This is a genomic window from Aliiroseovarius zhejiangensis, from assembly GCF_014656375.1.
In the GTDB taxonomy this organism is placed as follows: domain Bacteria; phylum Pseudomonadota; class Alphaproteobacteria; order Rhodobacterales; family Rhodobacteraceae; genus Aliiroseovarius; species Aliiroseovarius zhejiangensis.
On the sequence record NZ_BNCH01000007.1, the window covers coordinates 92,285 to 108,903 of the forward strand.

General features: G+C 59.8%; 15 protein-coding genes. 10 read left to right on the forward strand and 5 right to left on the reverse strand.

Features of this window, described 5'->3' with window-relative positions; genetic code table 11:
* Nucleotides 1–118 precede the first annotated feature (118 nt).
* Nucleotides 119–2,326: an ATP-binding protein gene (locus tag IE188_RS14140; RefSeq protein ID WP_191287164.1), complete on the forward strand. Its 2,208-nt coding sequence runs from the start codon at nucleotides 119–121 to the stop codon at nucleotides 2,324–2,326.
* 8 nt (nucleotides 2,327–2,334) lie between these two features.
* On the opposite strand, the gene yaaA is transcribed toward IE188_RS14140, so the two are convergent.
* The 3 genes from yaaA to IE188_RS14155 are packed head-to-tail and all read right to left on the reverse strand — an operon-like array spanning nucleotide 2,335 to nucleotide 5,490.
* Complete coding sequence (gene yaaA, locus IE188_RS14145; RefSeq protein WP_191287165.1) at nucleotides 2,335–3,096, reverse strand: peroxide stress protein YaaA; 762 nt, start codon at nucleotides 3,094–3,096, stop codon at nucleotides 2,335–2,337.
* 1 nt (nucleotide 3,097) lies between these two features.
* A complete protein-coding gene (recQ, locus tag IE188_RS14150; protein ID WP_191287166.1) occupies nucleotides 3,098–5,143 on the reverse strand; it encodes a DNA helicase RecQ in 2,046 nt (681 codons plus the stop codon).
* A 59-nt stretch (nucleotides 5,144–5,202) separates the two neighbouring features.
* The gene (locus IE188_RS14155; RefSeq protein WP_191287167.1) at nucleotides 5,203–5,490 is read right to left on the reverse strand and encodes a YggT family protein; all 288 of its coding nucleotides are present in this window, start codon (nucleotides 5,488–5,490) and stop codon (nucleotides 5,203–5,205) included.
* Nucleotides 5,491–5,616: 126 nt separating this feature from the next.
* Between IE188_RS14155 and IE188_RS14160 the strand changes: the two genes are divergently transcribed.
* The 9 genes from IE188_RS14160 (at nucleotide 5,617) to IE188_RS14200 (ending at nucleotide 14,711) form a co-directional block, all read left to right on the forward strand.
* Complete coding sequence (locus tag IE188_RS14160; protein ID WP_191287168.1) at nucleotides 5,617–6,147, forward strand: thioesterase family protein; 531 nt, start codon at nucleotides 5,617–5,619, stop codon at nucleotides 6,145–6,147.
* Nucleotides 6,148–6,203: 56 nt separating this feature from the next.
* A complete protein-coding gene (locus tag IE188_RS14165) occupies nucleotides 6,204–7,568 on the forward strand; it encodes an MFS transporter (protein WP_191287169.1) in 1,365 nt (454 codons plus the stop codon).
* 8 nt (nucleotides 7,569–7,576) lie between these two features.
* Nucleotides 7,577–8,473: a penicillin-insensitive murein endopeptidase gene (gene mepA / locus IE188_RS14170; protein WP_191287170.1), complete on the forward strand. Its 897-nt coding sequence runs from the start codon at nucleotides 7,577–7,579 to the stop codon at nucleotides 8,471–8,473.
* Nucleotides 8,446–9,393, forward strand: coding sequence for an esterase-like activity of phytase family protein (locus IE188_RS14175; protein ID WP_191287171.1), 948 nt, complete (start codon nucleotides 8,446–8,448; stop codon nucleotides 9,391–9,393). The genes mepA and IE188_RS14175 overlap by 28 nt, the downstream gene beginning before the upstream one ends.
* A gap of 72 nt (nucleotides 9,394–9,465) precedes the next feature.
* Nucleotides 9,466–10,086 carry a queuosine precursor transporter gene (locus tag IE188_RS14180; protein WP_191287172.1) on the forward strand — a complete coding sequence of 207 codons (621 nt, stop codon included), beginning with the start codon at nucleotides 9,466–9,468 and terminating at the stop codon, nucleotides 10,084–10,086.
* A 280-nt stretch (nucleotides 10,087–10,366) separates the two neighbouring features.
* The gene (gene arfB / locus IE188_RS14185; RefSeq protein ID WP_191287173.1) at nucleotides 10,367–10,786 is read left to right on the forward strand and encodes an alternative ribosome rescue aminoacyl-tRNA hydrolase ArfB; all 420 of its coding nucleotides are present in this window, start codon (nucleotides 10,367–10,369) and stop codon (nucleotides 10,784–10,786) included.
* A gap of 19 nt (nucleotides 10,787–10,805) precedes the next feature.
* Nucleotides 10,806–12,083, forward strand: a complete 1,278-nt coding sequence (locus IE188_RS14190; protein ID WP_191287174.1) for an aspartate aminotransferase family protein — start codon at nucleotides 10,806–10,808, stop codon at nucleotides 12,081–12,083.
* Nucleotides 12,080–13,021, forward strand: coding sequence for a phosphotransferase enzyme family protein (locus IE188_RS14195; protein WP_191287175.1), 942 nt, complete (start codon nucleotides 12,080–12,082; stop codon nucleotides 13,019–13,021). Before IE188_RS14190 ends, IE188_RS14195 begins: the two co-directional genes overlap by 4 nt.
* Nucleotides 13,022–13,145: 124 nt before the next feature.
* Nucleotides 13,146–14,711, forward strand: coding sequence for a DUF5677 domain-containing protein (locus IE188_RS14200; protein ID WP_191287176.1), 1,566 nt, complete (start codon nucleotides 13,146–13,148; stop codon nucleotides 14,709–14,711).
* Here the strand turns inward: IE188_RS14200 and pncB are convergent.
* Nucleotides 14,684–15,976 (reverse strand): nicotinate phosphoribosyltransferase, encoded by a 1,293-nt coding sequence (pncB, locus tag IE188_RS14205; protein ID WP_191287177.1) that lies wholly within the window; start codon nucleotides 15,974–15,976, stop codon nucleotides 14,684–14,686. The genes IE188_RS14200 and pncB overlap by 28 nt on opposite strands.
* Nucleotides 15,977–16,585 carry a bifunctional nicotinamidase/pyrazinamidase gene (pncA, locus tag IE188_RS14210; RefSeq protein WP_191287178.1) on the reverse strand — a complete coding sequence of 203 codons (609 nt, stop codon included), beginning with the start codon at nucleotides 16,583–16,585 and terminating at the stop codon, nucleotides 15,977–15,979.
* Between the last annotated feature and the right edge of the window lie 34 nt (nucleotides 16,586–16,619).

Sequence of the window (16,619 nt, forward strand, 5' to 3'; positions counted from 1 at the left end):
CCGGCCCGGTGCCGGGGCTTTTTTGTTGGCGGCGCGTTTTCTGATCGACCGTTAAGACCCTGTTCACCCTGTTCGATGATGCTGGGAGTCACGAAACAGGTGACTCGGAGAACCGGGGATGAAAATCGAAGATATTCTTGCACAGGAACGGCGCGCCAGAATGGCCGCTGAACGGTTGCTGGCGCAGAAACAGGCCGAATTGTCCAATGCCAATCGTGTGCTGTCGCAACATGCGTTGCACCTGTCGGATGAAATCCACGAAACACGCGTCACGGTCGAAGAGATCAAGGGCGAAAATTCGCAGGTGCGCGCCGATCTTGAAAAGGCAAACGCAGAGGTGGTCATCGCCAAGCGCCGTCTGTGGGATTCGCTGGAAACCATCGAAGACGGGTTTGCGGTATTTGACCAGTCGGACAAGCTGATTGCTGCCAACAGCGCGTATCTTGAGCCATTCGACGGGTTAAGCTGCGTTGTGCCCGGCATTCCCTATACCGATATCCTGCACATCGCGACAGATGAAGGGATCGTGGATATCGGTGACATGCGCCCCCTGGAATGGCGCGATATGATGCTGGATCGCTGGCGCGCGCCCTCGCGCGACCCGGTCGTTCTGCGGCTGTGGGACGGAACGCATATCAAGCTGGTCGACCGACGCTCGCGCGATGGCGATATGGTCAGCCTTGGCCTGAACATCACCGAAACCATCAAGTACCAGGCAGAATTGCGAGAGGCGCGGCACCGTGCCGAGGCCGCGAACCGTGCCAAGTCCACCTTTCTTGCCAATATGAGCCACGAGATTCGCACGCCGATGAACGGGGTGGTTTCGATGGCCGAAATCATGGCCGAGGGCGATCTGGACGAGGAACAGCGCCTTTATATCGACACGATCCGGCAATCGGGCGAGGCTTTGTTGACCATCATCAACGACGTCCTGGATTACTCGAAGATCGAAGCCGCCAAATTGACTTTGCAACCTGAACCCTTCGATCTTGAACGGGTGATTCTGGATGTCGTGACGCTGTTGCAACCCGCCGTTCAGGAAAAGGGCATTCGGTTGATCGTCGACTTCGATCTTTTCATGCCGTCGAAATTCATCGGGGATGTGGTGCGGATCCGGCAGATCCTGACCAACCTGATCGGCAACGCGGTCAAGTTCACGTCGGAAGGCCATGTGCTGGTGCGCGCCATTGGCCTGCCACTCAGCGACAGCGATGCGCAGCAGGTTCACATCACGGTCGAAGACAGCGGCATCGGCATCCCCGCAGACATGCAGCGGCACATATTTGGAGAGTTCAACCAAGTCGACACCGAACGCAACCGCAAGTTCGAAGGCACCGGGCTTGGTCTCGCTATCTCGTCCCAACTGGTGGAGTTGATGGGCGGTGAAATCTGGGTCGACAGTCAGGAAGGAGTCGGATCCTGCTTTGGATTTCACATCGCCCTGCCCGTTGCGGAAATCACCGAGCCACCCAAACTGTCGCGCGATGCGGGGTGGGTTGTCATGGCGATGGAAGATCGTCTGAACCGCACCATCCTTGAAAAACGGTTCGAGGCAACGGGATTGCGCATCCGGCATTATGACCCGCTCAGCCCCAGCTACGCTGCGGTTCAGGGGGCGGCGTTGATCCTTGTCGATGAACAAAGCGCCAGAATCCAGTCGCAGGAGGGCAAGTCTTTCGTCCAGGTGCTGCGATCGCAAAATCCGAACGCACCGATTGTTTTTCTGACCGCACCGCAATCGACCACCGCAAAGCAAAACAACAACGTCGCCTGTGCCACGCGCGTGTTGCAACTGCCCCTGACGCGCGATGCGGTGTTCGAGATCATCCAGCAGATCGGCACTTCACCCGCGATCCCAGTGACTGAGCAGATTGAATCGGTCACCGACGCGCCCTTGCTTTTGACACCGGCCGAACGTTCGGACTTGCGGCAGATGCGTGTATTGGCTGCCGAGGACAACAAGACAAACCAGCTTGTCTTCACCAAACTGCTCAAAGACCTGGACATTGATCTGCACTTCGCAAGCAATGGCATCGAAGCGGTCGAGGCGTATCAGTCCCTGCAACCTGATATCGTGTTCATGGATATCTCAATGCCGGAAGTCGACGGAAAAGAAGCCACACGGCGCATTCGTCTGCTTGAGCAGGATGAAGGATTGCCGCGCACGCGCATCGTCGCACTGACCGCCCATGCGTTGACCGGTGATGACCGGGACATCCTTGCACATGGGTTGGACGAGCACCTGACCAAGCCACTGAAAAAGCCCGAAATCCTGCATGAGATCCTGACGCATTGCCCGGATAGCGCCCGCTGCCCCCTGCCGTAAAGCTGCTGCTAGCTTTCGTCCCGCAAGAAGACCGGGCGGTCTGGCGTGCTCATGTCAGGTTGGAAGCGGTATCCGCCCAAATCGAAGCTCTTCAGATCATCCGGGTCACGCAGGCGGTTCTGCACGATGAAGCGCGCCATGGCCCCGCGCGCCTTCTTGGCGAAAAAGCTGACCACCTTTGGCGCGCCTGCCCGCATTTCGAGGAACTGCGGCGTGATTACCTGCAGATCAAGCGCATCGGCATCGACGGCCGAAAAATACTCGACCGACGCACAATTGACGAGGGTCTTGGACGAGGTTTCATCGGCCCGGCGGTTCAACGCGTTTGCGATGCGGTCGGACCAGAATTCATACAGGTTCTTGCCGCGCATTGTCTTCATTCGCGTCCCCATTTCCAGCCGGTGCGGCGCGATCTGGTCCTGAGGACGCAACAGTCCATACAGGCCCGACAGGATACAAAGATGATCCTGCGCATATCGCAACGCATCGTCATCCAGGCTGGCAGCGTCCAGCCCGGCATAGGTATCACCCGCGAACATTTCGATTGCTGGTTTTTCGCCCGCGCCGCTGCCGAACACCTTGAACCGTTCGGCGTTCAGCACCCCCAGTGACGGCGAGATGTGCATCAGGCGTTCCAGATCCTTGCCCGACAGGTGCCGAGCCGTCTCGGCCAGGATCTCGGCCTGGTCCTGAAAGACAGGGCGGGTGCCGTTCGGCGCTTTCGCGGGTTTCTCATCCAGCCGTTTCGCCGGCGACACGACAACAAGCATATCAACCCTCTTTCATCAGCACGTCGATGAAGGCCGCGCCGAACCGCTGGACCTTCTGATCCCCCATGCCCGCGACGCGACCCAGATCCCCCAAGGTCATGGGTTTGCGTTCGGCGATCTGGCGCAGGGTCGTTGCGGTCACGCTCAGGTGTTTTCCGGTCCCGTCTTCGCCGCGAGCCAATTCTGTCGCGACGGCTTGCAACTGATCAAACAGCCCCCCGGCGGCACGCCCGGCCAGCTTGCGCCGTTGCGGATGAAGCACGGGGGCCGCGCCATTGATCACCTCAAGAAACGCATGGCCATAGCTTTCCAGCTTTTTCGCGCCAACCCCACCAATACGGGCCATCTGATCCAGATCAGTGGGTCGCTTTTCGGCCATTTCGATCAAGGTCCGGTCGTTGAAAATCACATAGGCCGGCGCGCGGGCGGCCTCGGCCAGCGCGCGGCGTTTGGCCTTGAGTGCCGACAGAAGCGGCGCGTCCTCTTCCGCCACCATCATTTTGGCAGCCGGTCGCCGCGTACCGGATTTCAGCGTATCGCGGCGCAGTTCAACCTGCGCTTCCCCGCGAAGAACGGGATGCGCCTTTTCAGTTATTCGCAACGCGCCGTGCCGTTCGGGGTCAGGGCGCACCAGGTCAAGCCCCAGCATCTGCCGGAAAATGGCCTGCCACATGCGCTTGTCATGATCCTTGCCAACCCCGAACGTCGGCAACTGGTCATGGCCCCGGTCACGGATGCGGTCGGTCGCGGTGCCACGCAGAATGTCGATCAGATGGCCCGAACCAAAGTATTCACCCGTGCGCAGAATGGCCGACAGTGCTTTCATCACATCGACCGTCCCGTCGAACAGCTCAGGCGGCGTGGCGCAAAGATCGCAATTGCCGCACGGGTCCGTCGTTTCACCGAAATAGGCCAGAAGCTGCTGGCGCCGACAGCCATGCGCCTCGGCCAGGCCAAGCAAGGCGTTCAGGCGGCCGTGGTCGGCCGCGCGGCGTTCGGGCGGGGCCAGCCCTTCGTCGATTTGCGACCGGCGCAGGCGGATGTCGTCGGCGCCGAACAGGGTCAGCGTGTCGGCAGGCGCCCCATCCCGCCCGGCGCGACCGATTTCCTGATAATACGCCTCGATCGACTTGGGCAGATCGGAATGGGCGACCCAGCGAATGTCAGGCTTATCGACGCCCATGCCAAAGGCCACCGTCGCGACAACGATCAATCCGTCTTCCTGCTGGAACTGCCGTTCGACCTCGCGCCGGTCGTCCGCGTCCATCCCGCCGTGGTAATGCACCGCTGGATGGCCCGCATCGCGCAGTGCGTTGGCCAGCGTTTCGGTGCGCGCTCGCGTCGCGGAATAAACGATGCCGGACTGCCCCTTTCGGGCCGCTGCGAAATTCAGGATCTGGTTGCGCGGGTTGTCCTTGGCCGCGAATGCCAGATGGATGTTCGGGCGGTCAAACCCTCGTAGAAAGCTGCGTGGCGTGGACCCGTCGAACAGTTTTTGCACGATTTCGGCGCGGGTCTCTTCGTCTGCGGTGGCGGTGAACGCGGCAAGCGGCACGTCAAGGGCGCGTCTGAGCTCTCCGATCCGCAGGTAGTCCGGGCGAAAGTCATGGCCCCATTGACTGACGCAATGCGCCTCGTCCACTGCGATCAGGGTCACACCGGCATTGCGCAACAAGTTCAGCGTGCCCGCTGATGCCAACCGCTCGGGCGCCATGTAAAGCAGCTTCAGCTCACCACGCGACAGTGCATCGAACACAGCGTCCGTTTCGTCCTGCGTGTTGCCCGAGGTCAGCGCGCCAGCGTTCACCCCCGCCGCCTGAAGCCCGCGCACCTGATCGCGCATCAAAGCAATCAGAGGCGAAATGACAACCGTCACGCCGTCACGGATCAGGGCCGGCAGTTGAAAACACAGCGACTTGCCGCCCCCGGTGGGCATGATCGCCAAGGTGTTTTCACCACGCGCTACGGCGTCGACGATTTCGGCCTGTCCGGGGCGAAACTCTTCGAAGCCGAAAACGGTTTTCAAAAGATCCAGATCGCGGGGCATAAGTGCTGCTCGTTATTTTGAGGGCACAATCCCACGCGCGCAGGTCAGGAACAAGGGGCTTAGTAGAAGGCCGGTGCGTTGTTGATCAGGATGATCCGGATCGCATAGAGCGCGATCAGTGCCACCAGTGGGGCGAAATCCAGCCCGCCCATTTGCGGCAGGAAAGACCGGATACGGGAATAGACCGGCTCCAACAATCGATTCAGCCCGTACCAGACCTGTGCCACCACATGTTGACGCAGGTTCAGCACCTGAAAGTTGATCAGCCACGACATCACGATATGCACGATCAGGACAAACCAGGCGATATCCAGGATCAGCATCAGGATTTGAAACAGCGACTGCATGGGGGCTCCTTTCGGGTTGTCCGTTCCATCTAGGGAAGGTTGCCAGTCAGGGCAAGGGTGACGCGTGGTTTCGGTTGACGTTTGCGGCGCTCAAGGGCAGGTCGGCCACAACCGGAAGGAGCCACCATGTATCCGTTCATCCGCGTGACCAAAGAGCTGATCAAGAACGCGCGCGCCACGCCGCTGCCGATCACCGGCACCCATGTCAGCCATCATATGTGCTGGCCATGGGACATCGACCTGTGGCGCGAGTTGAACAACGGGCGCACGCTGACACTTTATGACCTTGGACGCATTCCGCTGGCCGGGCGTACCGGGTTGTCCCGAATGCTGATCAAGAACCGCTGGGGTCTGACCATGGCGGGTGCTTCGGTGCGGTATCGCAAGCGGGTGCGTACCTTCGTCCGGGTCGAGATGCGCAGCCGCGTGGTCGGTTGGGACGACCGGTTCATCTATGTCGAGCAAAGCATGTGGCTGCGCGGCGAATGCGCGAACCAGATCGTCTATCGTTCCGCCGTGACGGATCGCAACGGGATCGTGCCCACCGCCCGCGTGGTCGAGGCTCTGGGCTATGACGGTCAGCGCCCGACAATGCCGGACTGGGTGCAGGCCTGGATCGACGCCGACGCACAGCGCCCCTGGCCACCCGAAGCATGACACCCCTTGCCCGCGCGCTGGTTTCGCTGTTTGATCGGCGGAAACAGGGAGCAGGCATGGCAGAAATCTCGACGCGCAGGCGCATTTGGGGCTGGTTCTGGTTCGATTGGGCCAGTCAGCCCTATCACACTCTGCTTCTGACGTTCATTTTCGGACCGTTCTTTGCCGCCGTCGCGACCGAGTTCTTCATGGGGCAGGGTTTGGCCGAACAGGCGGCAGATGCCAGGGCGCAGAGCATCTGGTCATGGGGGCTGGCTGCTGCGGGTCTGATCGTGGGGTTCGGTGCGCCGGTCATGGGCGCGCTGGCTGACACTGCGGGGCGGGTGCGTCCCTGGGTCGCCGTATTCAGCCTTCTTTACGTCATCGGCGCAGGGTCGCTGTGGTGGACCCAACCGGATGGATCGAACCTGTGGACCATGATGCTGATGTTCGCGATTGGCTTCATCGGGGCGGAGTTTGCTTTGGTCTTCACCAACTCGCAACTGCCCAGCCTGGCCGACCAGGATCAGGTGGGCGAGATCTCGGGATCCGGCTTCGCTTTCGGCTATATTGGCGGGCTGGTGGCGCTGGCGATCATGCTGACGCTGTTTGTCGAACAGCCTAGTGGCAAGACCCTGATCGGGCTGGATCCCGGCCTGGGCCTTTTGGACGCCGAGGCCCGCGAAGGGACGCGGATCGTCGGACCGTTCGTTGCGATCTGGTTTGTCGTGTTCATGATCCCCTATGCGCTGTGGGTAAAAGACGTGCCACGCCCGAACGCCAAACACAGTCTTTCCGGTGCATTTGCCATTCTGGGCCGGACCATTCGGGGATTGAAAAACAAGAAAAGTCTTGCCGCCTATCTGGGCAGTTCAATGTTTTACCGCGACGCATTGAATGGCCTTTACGGGTTCGGCGGGGTCTATGCGAGCCTTGTTCTGAACTGGCCCATCGTCCTGATTGGGGTCTTTGGGATCATCTCGGGTCTGGCGGCGGCGGCGTTCAGTTGGATGGGCGGCCGGGTGGACAGCAAGCGCGGACCCAAGCCGGTCATCATCGGGTCGATCCTGATCTTGATGTCGGTCTGCTTCCTGATCGTGAACATGACACGCGAGTCTCTGTTGGGCATTGCGCTGCCGGAAGGGTCGAATATCCCGGACATCATCTTCTTCGGCTGCGGCATGTTGATCGGCGGCATGGGGGGCACGCTGCAATCGGCCAGCCGGTCGATGATGGTGCGCCACACCGACCCCGAAGCCCCGACGGAAAGTTTCGGTCTTTATGGCCTGTCCGGGCGGGCGACGGCCTTCATGGCACCGGCGCTGATCGCATGGTTTACGACGATGACCGGCAGCGCGCGGCTCGGCGTGTCTCCGCTGATCGGGTTGTTTGCACTGGGGCTTTTGCTTCTGATCTGGGTTAAACCAGAGGGAGAGCGGTGAGAGGTGGCATGGTGAATATCAAGAAACTCATTCAAAGGGTTGTTCTGGTCGGTGCGCTTGCGCTTTCGGGGGCGGTCAATGGGCCGATCTCGGCGCAGGCCGACACACCGGCGAAACAGCTGTTCGGGTCAAAGCGCTCCGGATCGTCGCAGAAACCGGCCCCTTTCGGATCATACGCGAAAGGGTGTCTTGCGGGGGGCGAGCAACTTGCGCAAACCGGTCCGACCTGGCAGGCGATGCGCCTGTCGCGCAATCGGAACTGGGGACATCCCGAGCTTATCGACTTCGTCAAAGACCTGTCCCGCAAGGCAGCGCGACAGCCCGGCTGGAACGGGCTTTATGTCGGCGACATGAGCCAACCGCGTGGCGGACCGATGCTGAGCGGTCACCGATCCCACCAGATCGGGCTGGACGTGGACATCTGGATGCTGCCCGCGAAAAAGCTGAACCTGTCGGTCGGCGCGCGCGAAAGCATCTCGTCGATCTCGATGCGTCGCGCCAAGGGTGCCTTTGTGAACAGCTCCTGGACGCGCGCGCATCATGAAATCCTGAAAGCCGCGGCCAAGGACAAGCGCGTGGCACGCATCTTTGTCTTTCCCGGTGCCAAGGTGCAGATGTGCAAGGACGAGAAGGGCAACCGCAAATGGCTGAGGAAAATTCGGCCGTGGTACGGGCATCACTATCATTTCCACGTGCGCCTGAAATGTCCCAAAGGAATGCGCGGATGCGTCGACCAGGCCCCGCCGCCACCCGGTGACGGCTGTCAGGACGCAGTGAACTGGGTCAACGATATTCTGCATCCAAAACCGCCCCCGCCCACCCCGCCCAAGCCAAGCAAACCGCGCGGGCCTCTGACACTTTCTGATCTGCCCAACCAATGCCGTTCCGTCTTGTCGTCGCGCTAGGGGCGCTGGCCTTACTGGTCGGATTTCTGACCGTTGATCTGGGCGCGCAGACCGTGACCGAGGCCAAGCTGCTGTCAGTCACACGCTGGCATGGCGGGGACGAACCCGCCTTTGGCGGTTTTTCCGGGATCGAGGTCAGCGAGGACGGCACGTCCTTTACCGCGATCACCGATCGGGGTGATATAACGCAGGGTCGATTTGTGCGGAATGATGGAAGAATCGCAAAGGTGGCCCATGGCGCCCTGCGCAAGCTGACCACACCGCGCGGGGTCAATGTGCGCGGCATATGGTCGGACAGCGAAGGTCTGGCCATCGCGCCGGATGGCACCATGTTCGTCAGTTTCGAGGTGGGCCACAGAATCGTCAGATACCCAACCGGGCAAGGACGGGTGCGAAATCTGCCCAAGAACCCGGCAACAAAGAAGATGGAGCCCAACGCCGGACAGGAAGCGTTGGCGGTCCAGCCGGATGGCGCCATCCTTGTGATCCCCGAAGGCAACGGCAGCCAGAAAGCACCGCACCGCGTCTTTCGGTTGCGCCCCGGTGCAAAAACCTGGGAACAACCTTTCACCCTGCCACGATATCGCCCCTATGTGCCGGTCGGGGCAGATGTCGGGCCTGACGGGCGGCTTTATGTGCTGGAACGCCACCTGAGCAGCATCTTCGGCTTCACCAGCCGTGTCCGGCGCTTTGACATTACCGGCAACAGCCTGACGAACGAGACCATATTGCTGCAAACCGAAGTTGGTGCGCATGACAATCTTGAGGGGCTTGCCGTCTGGCGGGACGCGGATGGTCTGATCCGACTGACCATGGTCTCGGACGACAATTTCAAGTTTTTCCAGGTCACGGAAATTGTGGAATACGTCGTCCCGGATGGGGCGGGCATCGGGACGGACCACTTGATAAACACCCAATGAACCGTTAAACGCAGCCCGTTCCCGGCTTTTGGGAACCAAGTCTCCGCAACCTTGCTAAAACGGACCAACAACATGACCCGTATCCTTCCCGGCGTAATTGCCATGGCCGCCATCGTGGTGGCGTCTAATATTCTGGTGCAACACCTGTTCGGCCAATGGCTGACCTGGGGCGCCTTTACCTATCCCTTCGCCTTTCTCGTCACTGACGTGATGAACCGCGTCTACGGCCCTTCGGCTGCACGCAAGGTTGTCTTTGCCGGTTTTGTCACTGGCGTGGCGTGCAGCCTTGTCGGCACCCAGATCATGGGCGAGTTCGGCCCGCTCGTTACCCTGCGCGTCGCGGTTGCCTCTGGTCTGGCTTTCCTGACGGCGCAACTGCTGGACGTAGCGATCTTCGACCGTTTGCGCGATGGGAAATGGTGGCGTGCTCCGGCGGCCAGCACCCTGATCGGGGGCACGGTGGACACCGCGATTTTCTTTGCCATTGCCTTTTCGGCCAGCCTGACCTTCCTTGAACCCGGCAACGACGTTGGTTGGGCAAACGAGGTTCTGCCCCTACTGGGAAGCGGCCCGGACGCCCCGCTTTGGATGTCGCTGGCACTGGCTGATTGGCTGGTCAAAACGGCGATTGCACTGATCGCACTGGTCCCATTTCGACTCATCGTCACGAAACTTTCACCAAATCCTGCGTGAAAAGTTTTGACAAACGCAAAATCTGTGGCAACCTCCTAGATATAGAAACAGCGAGAAAGGAGGTGTCCATGTCGAGAGGAACAATGGAGCGAGGTGCCGGGACACCCTAGGTCGCGACTTTCCGGGGCAGCCCCCGGCAAGGAACGCGGATCAAGTTGGCCAATTGGCCTAACCGGTCCCACCTCCTTAATTCTCGAAAGGGTCGTCCCAAAGCGGGCGGCCCTTTTCTTTTGCCATTTCCGGGATTTCCGTTTTGGATCCAATTCGCTAGGGTGCCGCCATGATCCGCGTGACCGACGATATCACCCTGCAAGATTGGGAGCTGAGCGAGAGTTTCACCCGCAGTTCCGGCCCGGGCGGGCAAAACGTGAACAAGGTCTCGACGGCTGTCGAGCTGCGGTTTGAAGCCGAACGGTCTCCAAATCTGAGCCAACCCGTCAAGGCCCGTCTGAAACGCATCGCAGGCCGCAAATGGACGCAAGACGGTGCCATCGTGATCCGCGCCGAAGAGACGCGCAGCCAGGCCCGCAACCGCGAGATTGCGCAGAACCGGCTGGTTGAAATGATCCAGCGCGCATTGGTCACCCCGAAACGGCGCATCGCAACACGCCCCACGCTTGCCTCGAAAAAACGCAGGCTTGAGGCCAAGACCCGTCGCAGCCAGATCAAGGCACTGCGCGGACGCGTCAACGACGACTAACCACAGCGGAGCCTTCCCCATGTCGCACAATTCAAACCTACTGCATCGGCGCGAGCGGCTTCTCGGCCCCAACATGACGACGTTTTACAGCGATCCCGTGCACATTGTGCGTGGTGAAGGTGCCTGGTTGTGGGACGCGGACGGCAATCGCTATCTGGATTGCTACAACAACGTGCCGCATGTGGGTCACGCCCATCCGAAGGTGGTCGAGGCGATCTCGGCTCAGGCGGCCACTCTGAACACCCACACCCGCTACCTGCACGAAGGCATCCTGGACTATGCCGAACGCCTGACCGGCACGATGGAGCACGATCTGGACACCATGATCATGGTTTGCACCGGGTCCGAAGCCAACGACATCGCCCTGCGCATGGGGCGGGCGATGACCGGCAAGACCGGGATCATCTGCACCGACAACACCTATCACGGCAACACCGATCTGGTGTCGCACCTGTCGGCCAAGAAAACCCCGATCGGCGGTGCGGTGGACTGGGTCAAGAAGGTTCCGTCGCCAGACACGCTCGCCCCGCTTGGTGGCAGCGCCGAGGCGCAGGCGCAGGCGTTTGCAGATGAAATCCAAACCGCCATAGACACGCTCGAAGCCGAAGGCCACGGCTTTGGCACGCTGATCCTGTGCCCGTTTTTCGCCAACGAAGGCTTCCCGGACCTGCCGTCGGGATTCCTCGACCCGACCGTCGAGGTCGTGCGTCGCGCCGGCGGCATCATCATCGCGGACGAGGTGCAACCCGGCTTCGGCCGCACCGGTCGTCATTTCTGGGGGCATCAGCGGATCGGGCTGGCGCCGGACATCGTGACGATGGGCAAACCCATGGGCAACGGGCATCCTGTCGCCGCCGTCGTCACCCGGCCCGAGATCATGGCCGAATTCCGCAATCGCTTTGGCTATTTCAACACGTTCGGTGGCAACCCGGTCTCTGCCGCGGCTGCAATGGCGGTTTTGGACGTTCTGGCCGAAGAAAGCCTTGTCGAAAATGCCCGTGACACGGGTGACTATGCGCTGGAATTGTTGCGGCAACTCGATCACCCGATGATTGCCGATGTGCGCGGCGCGGGGTTGTTTCTGGGGGTGGAATTTGCCCGCGATGGAGACACGAAACGCGCCGCCCCCTTCTGCGCCCAACTGGTGGACGAGATGCGCAATCGCGGGGTGCTGCTGCACTCGGTCGGGCGGTATTATCACGGGATCAAGATCCGTCCGCCCATGTGTTTCGATCGTGCGCAGGCCGACCTTCTGGTCGAAACGATGGACGCGGCACTCAAGGCGCTTCCCGTATGAGCGCCCTGAAACAGGCGCTGGCTGCTTGGGGCGCGCAGGATATCCGCATGATCAAAGACCGTGAAAACGTGGTGCATGAGGTGCGTGTGGATGGCCGCCCTGCCGCGCTTCGGCTGCATCGTCCGGGGTACCAAAGCGCGGCGGCGATCCGGTCGGAACTGGACTGGATGGCGGCTCTGGCGGCTGCGGGAATGCGGGTGCCCGCCCCGATCCCCACACGGTCCGGCGACATGGTGGCCGATCTGGGGGGCGGTCAGATTGCAACCATGGTGAGCTGGGTTGACGGCACTCCAATTGGCGAAGGCGGTGTGCCGTTGGCGGGCAGCAAGGCGGACCAGGTCGCACTTTATCACAAGGTCGGGGCCGAGATCGCCAAACTGCACAACCTGACCGACGCCATGACCCTGCCCACGACCTTCACCCGCCACCGCTGGGACATTCCCGGCCTTCTGGGCGATGACCCGTTCTGGGGCCGGTTCTGGGAATGCCCGGCACTGAGCGACGACGACCGCGCCCTGATCCAACGCGCCCGCGCCGTGGCACATGACCGAGTGACGGCCTTTGCCGACGCAGGCGCCGATTTCGGGCTGATCCACGCCGACGCCCTGCGCGAAAACATCTTCGTGAAGGACGGAGAGCTGACCCTGATCGACTTCGACGACGCCGGCTTCGGCTTCCGGCTTTACGACCTTGCGGTGATGATGACCCAGAACGAGGACGAACCCGCCTATGACGCCATCCGCACCGCCGCGCTGGCCGGATACCGCGCCCGCCGCGCGTTGAGCCAGGAGGCGGAAGACCTGCTCCCCCTGTTCATCATGATCCGCCGCTTCGCCTCGATGGGTTGGGCGGTGCCGCGATACGACCCGACCGGGCCGGAGGTGGTGAGCTATACGCAGAAAGCGGTGACGGCGGCGCGGAGGGTGCTTGGGGGGTGAGAGGCCGCGTGATGGGTGGAAATGTTTAGAACCTTTGACGCGGGACGCGGAGAAACGAATAGGTTGCTCGGAAAGGTGGAATAAGCCATCTTTTTGATACAGCCATTTTTATCGAGGTTGTTCCGTGGTAAAGTCGCCTGTTCTGAAAGACCACACTAGAAAGAAATCCAAACTTATTCCCCCATTGCTTGCAGCTATGGGAGAGCAATATAGCCCCTATAGTTGGGCAACGGATGCTGTACCCGAGGTGTTTTGGTTAGCAGTGTTTCTGCGCGAGCCGTTTTCTCCAAGGGACATGGATGCCCTCGTAGATTTCTGTAGTAGACTCAAGTTAGTTATCGACGACGAAACAATTACGATTAATCGATTCTCGAGCTTCGTGCAGGTGCCCGAGGATTCTGTGTTTAAGATAATAGACGAAACCTCCGAACGTAATTTGAGAATTCTTCGGCGGGGGTTTTCGCCTCTCAATGAGATATTTGACAAACACCCCTTGAGTTTTGTCTTTGAGAACGATGACACAGAGTACTTGCCGTTGGGTTCGCGGCGTCTAGCCGAGATACTTGGCAAACTTTATGATCGCCATAGCAAGATTTCAACGATTGTGATGGCGACAGTTGCCTACCTGACCGCGACGCAAGGCAAGCTAAAAATTTCAAAACACATCGAAGGTCCATTTTCGAACATCGAAGCTGTTTTCGACTACCCTGATACTGATGAATCAAAATTGGTAGCCTCGGGATTGAGGGCTTTGGCCCCAATGTTGATACTGGACAACGAGGCAATGAAGCAGAGAAACAGTTTGGCGTGGCGTGAAAAATTTTGGCGGTCGGTAGAGGGATTTGGAAACTGCAAGCTAACTCATCACATCCCGTTCCCAGAGCTGGAAGCTGAAACTGAGTCAGAGCGTGTCACGCTTGATTACCTTAGGATAACACGCCAGCAATTTCTCGAACGCAGGACTGCCTTAGGTTTCGACTTGGACAATATTGAAGTGTCTCAAGTCGTAGGATCACTCCTCGCGCGCCAAACAGAGATTGCGAATGATTTCATTAAGTCACCGGGCATCTGGACTCCGAACATAGCCCCTGTACTTTTGCGAACCATGGCTGACATTTTTATTACCCTTTCTTGGATACTTTTAGATCCGAATGAGAGGGCAAAGATGTATATCTACGATGGAGTAGGTAGAGTTAAGCTAGAGATTGCACACCGAAACGAGCAACTCAAACAAATCGAAAATCAGGAAGAACGCGACCAACAACAAAACTTCACTAACGCTCTACAAAGCTGGGTCGATTCCCACATCTTCGATAAACTTCTTGAGGTCAATTTAGGAAACTGGAATGGCATCACTTCGCGAAAAATGGCGGAAGAGGCAGGCTGCCTAGATTTCTACAACTACGTTTTCCAGCCGTTCAGTGCTGCTGTACACTCACATTGGCACCATCTGTCGTGGCAAAACTCCACATATTGTGAAAACCCGGCTCATAACTTTCACACAGTGGGGACTATGATGGATCGAGAACCGGAAATTTATTGGCTTGAACTCGCAACCAGATACTTACGAAAAACTTTCTCAAAATTTGATGAGCATTTTCCGAACGATTATCAAGCTCCTTGCGGATACGAGTTCTTGATGACAGCGATCACCGAAGAAGCTCAGACCAGCACTTCGGAAGCCACCTGATCTCCAACCCCAAACACGCGCTTATACCGCGCGATCTCATCCTCTGGTCCCATCGCCTTGTTCGGGTTGTCGGACAGTTTCACCGTCGCGCGTCCGTTCGCCTCGACCGCTTTGCAGACCAGTGAGAACGGGGCGAGGGCGTCGTTGGGCACGAGGCCGCGGAAGTCATTGGTCAGCAGCGTGCCCCAGCCGAAGCTGGTGCGGACGCGGCCGGCGAATTGCCGGTGCAGTTCGATGATCTTGTCGGTGTCCAGCCCGTCCGAGAAGATGACCATTTTCTGGCTCGGGTCTTCGCCGCGGTCCTTCCACCATTTGATCGCGATCTCGGCACCCGTGGCGGGGTCGCCGCTGTCGACGCGGATGCCGGTCCAGCCTGCCAGCCAGTCGGGCGCGCGGTCCAGGAAGCCCTGGGTGCCATAGGTGTCGGGCAGGATGATGCGCAGGTTTCCGTCGTGCTCCTCGTGCCAGTCGGCCAGCACGTCATAGGGCGCCTGGGCCAGTTCGGCGTCATCCCCGGCCAGCGCGGCATAGACCATGGGCAGTTCATGGGCGTTGGTGCCGATCGCCTCGATATCGCGCTTCATGGCGATCGAGCAATTCGACGTGCCGACAAAACGGTCGCCCAACCCCTCGATCATCGCCTGCACGCACCAATCCTGCCACAGATAGCTGTGCCGACGGCGGGTGCCGAAATCGGCAAGGCGCAGCCCGTCCAATTCGCGCAGGCGTTCGATCTTCTCCCAGATCCGGGTCATCGCGCGGGCATAGAGCACTTGCAGTTCGAACCGCCCCATGTCGCGCAGGACAGCGCGGCCGCGCAGTTCCATCAACACGGCAAGGGCGGGGATTTCCCACAGCATGACCTCGGGCCACGACCCTTCGAAGGTCAGTTCGTATTGGTCACCGACGCGCTCAAGGTGGTAATCGGGCAGGCGCATCCCCTCGAACCACTCCATGAAATCCGAGCGGAACATCTGGCGCTTGCCATAGAAGGTGTTGCCGCGCAGCCATGTGCTTTCGCCACGCGACAGGCTCAGGGATCGGATGTGGTCCAACTGCTCGCGCAGCTCGCCCTCGTCGACCAGATCGGCCAGCGGCACCGACTTGGTGCGGTTGATCAGGCTGAAGGTGACCGTGGTGTCGGGCTTGTTGCGGAACACCGACTGGCACATCAGGAGCTTGTAGAAATCGGTGTCGATCAGTGACCGGACGATCGGGTCGATCTTCCAGTGATGGTTGTAGACCCGGCTGGCAATATCGACCATCTACGCCTCCAGTTTGACGCCGGCGGCGCGCATCTCGGCGCGCGCAGCGTCCAGTGAGCCGTCAAGGTCGATGGCGCGACAGGCGCGTTCCAGAACCGTCACCTCAAATCCCAGGCGCGCACCGTCAACGGCGGAATAGGCGACGCAGAAATCTGTCGCCAGCCCGACCAGAGTAAGCTTCGTGACACCACGGGTGCGCAGATACCCCTCTAACCCCGTGGGGGTTGTCTGGTCATTTTCAAAGAAGGCGGAATAGCTGTCGATCTCGGCCCGGAACCCCTTGCGGATGATCAGATCGGCCCGGTCACGATGCAGGTGGTCGTGGAACCTGGCGCCGATGCTGCCCTGAATACAGTGATCGGGCCACAACACTTGGGTGCCATAGGGCATTTCGATGGTCTGATATGGCTCTTTCTCGGCATGGGTCGAGGCGAAAGAGCTGTGACCCGCCGGGTGCCAGTCCTGTGTGAACACCTTGACCTGAAAGTCGGGCAGCATTTCGTTGATCATCGGGATGATCTCGTCCCCCCGCGTCACGGCCAGCGCGCCGCCGGGGCAGAAGTCGTTTTGAACGTCGATCACGATCAGGGCTTCGGTTGCGTCACGCATGGGGGAACCTCCTTGAAACTCAATGGGTAAGGAT

Coding starts and splice junctions, on each gene's coding strand:
- IE188_RS14140 (WP_191287164.1), top strand. CDS start 119: ATGAAAATCGAAGATATTCTTGCACAGGAACGGCGCGCCAGAATGGCC.
- yaaA (WP_191287165.1), bottom strand. CDS start 3,096: ATGCTTGTTGTCGTGTCGCCGGCGAAACGGCTGGATGAGAAACCCGCG.
- recQ (WP_191287166.1), bottom strand. CDS start 5,143: ATGCCCCGCGATCTGGATCTTTTGAAAACCGTTTTCGGCTTCGAAGAG.
- IE188_RS14155 (WP_191287167.1), bottom strand. CDS start 5,490: ATGCAGTCGCTGTTTCAAATCCTGATGCTGATCCTGGATATCGCCTGG.
- IE188_RS14160 (WP_191287168.1), top strand. CDS start 5,617: ATGTATCCGTTCATCCGCGTGACCAAAGAGCTGATCAAGAACGCGCGC.
- IE188_RS14165 (WP_191287169.1), top strand. CDS start 6,204: ATGGCAGAAATCTCGACGCGCAGGCGCATTTGGGGCTGGTTCTGGTTC.
- mepA (WP_191287170.1), top strand. CDS start 7,577: ATGGTGAATATCAAGAAACTCATTCAAAGGGTTGTTCTGGTCGGTGCG.
- IE188_RS14175 (WP_191287171.1), top strand. CDS start 8,446: ATGCCGTTCCGTCTTGTCGTCGCGCTAGGGGCGCTGGCCTTACTGGTC.
- IE188_RS14180 (WP_191287172.1), top strand. CDS start 9,466: ATGACCCGTATCCTTCCCGGCGTAATTGCCATGGCCGCCATCGTGGTG.
- arfB (WP_191287173.1), top strand. CDS start 10,367: ATGATCCGCGTGACCGACGATATCACCCTGCAAGATTGGGAGCTGAGC.
- IE188_RS14190 (WP_191287174.1), top strand. CDS start 10,806: ATGTCGCACAATTCAAACCTACTGCATCGGCGCGAGCGGCTTCTCGGC.
- IE188_RS14195 (WP_191287175.1), top strand. CDS start 12,080: ATGAGCGCCCTGAAACAGGCGCTGGCTGCTTGGGGCGCGCAGGATATC.
- pncB (WP_191287177.1), bottom strand. CDS start 15,976: ATGGTCGATATTGCCAGCCGGGTCTACAACCATCACTGGAAGATCGAC.
- pncA (WP_191287178.1), bottom strand. CDS start 16,585: ATGCGTGACGCAACCGAAGCCCTGATCGTGATCGACGTTCAAAACGAC.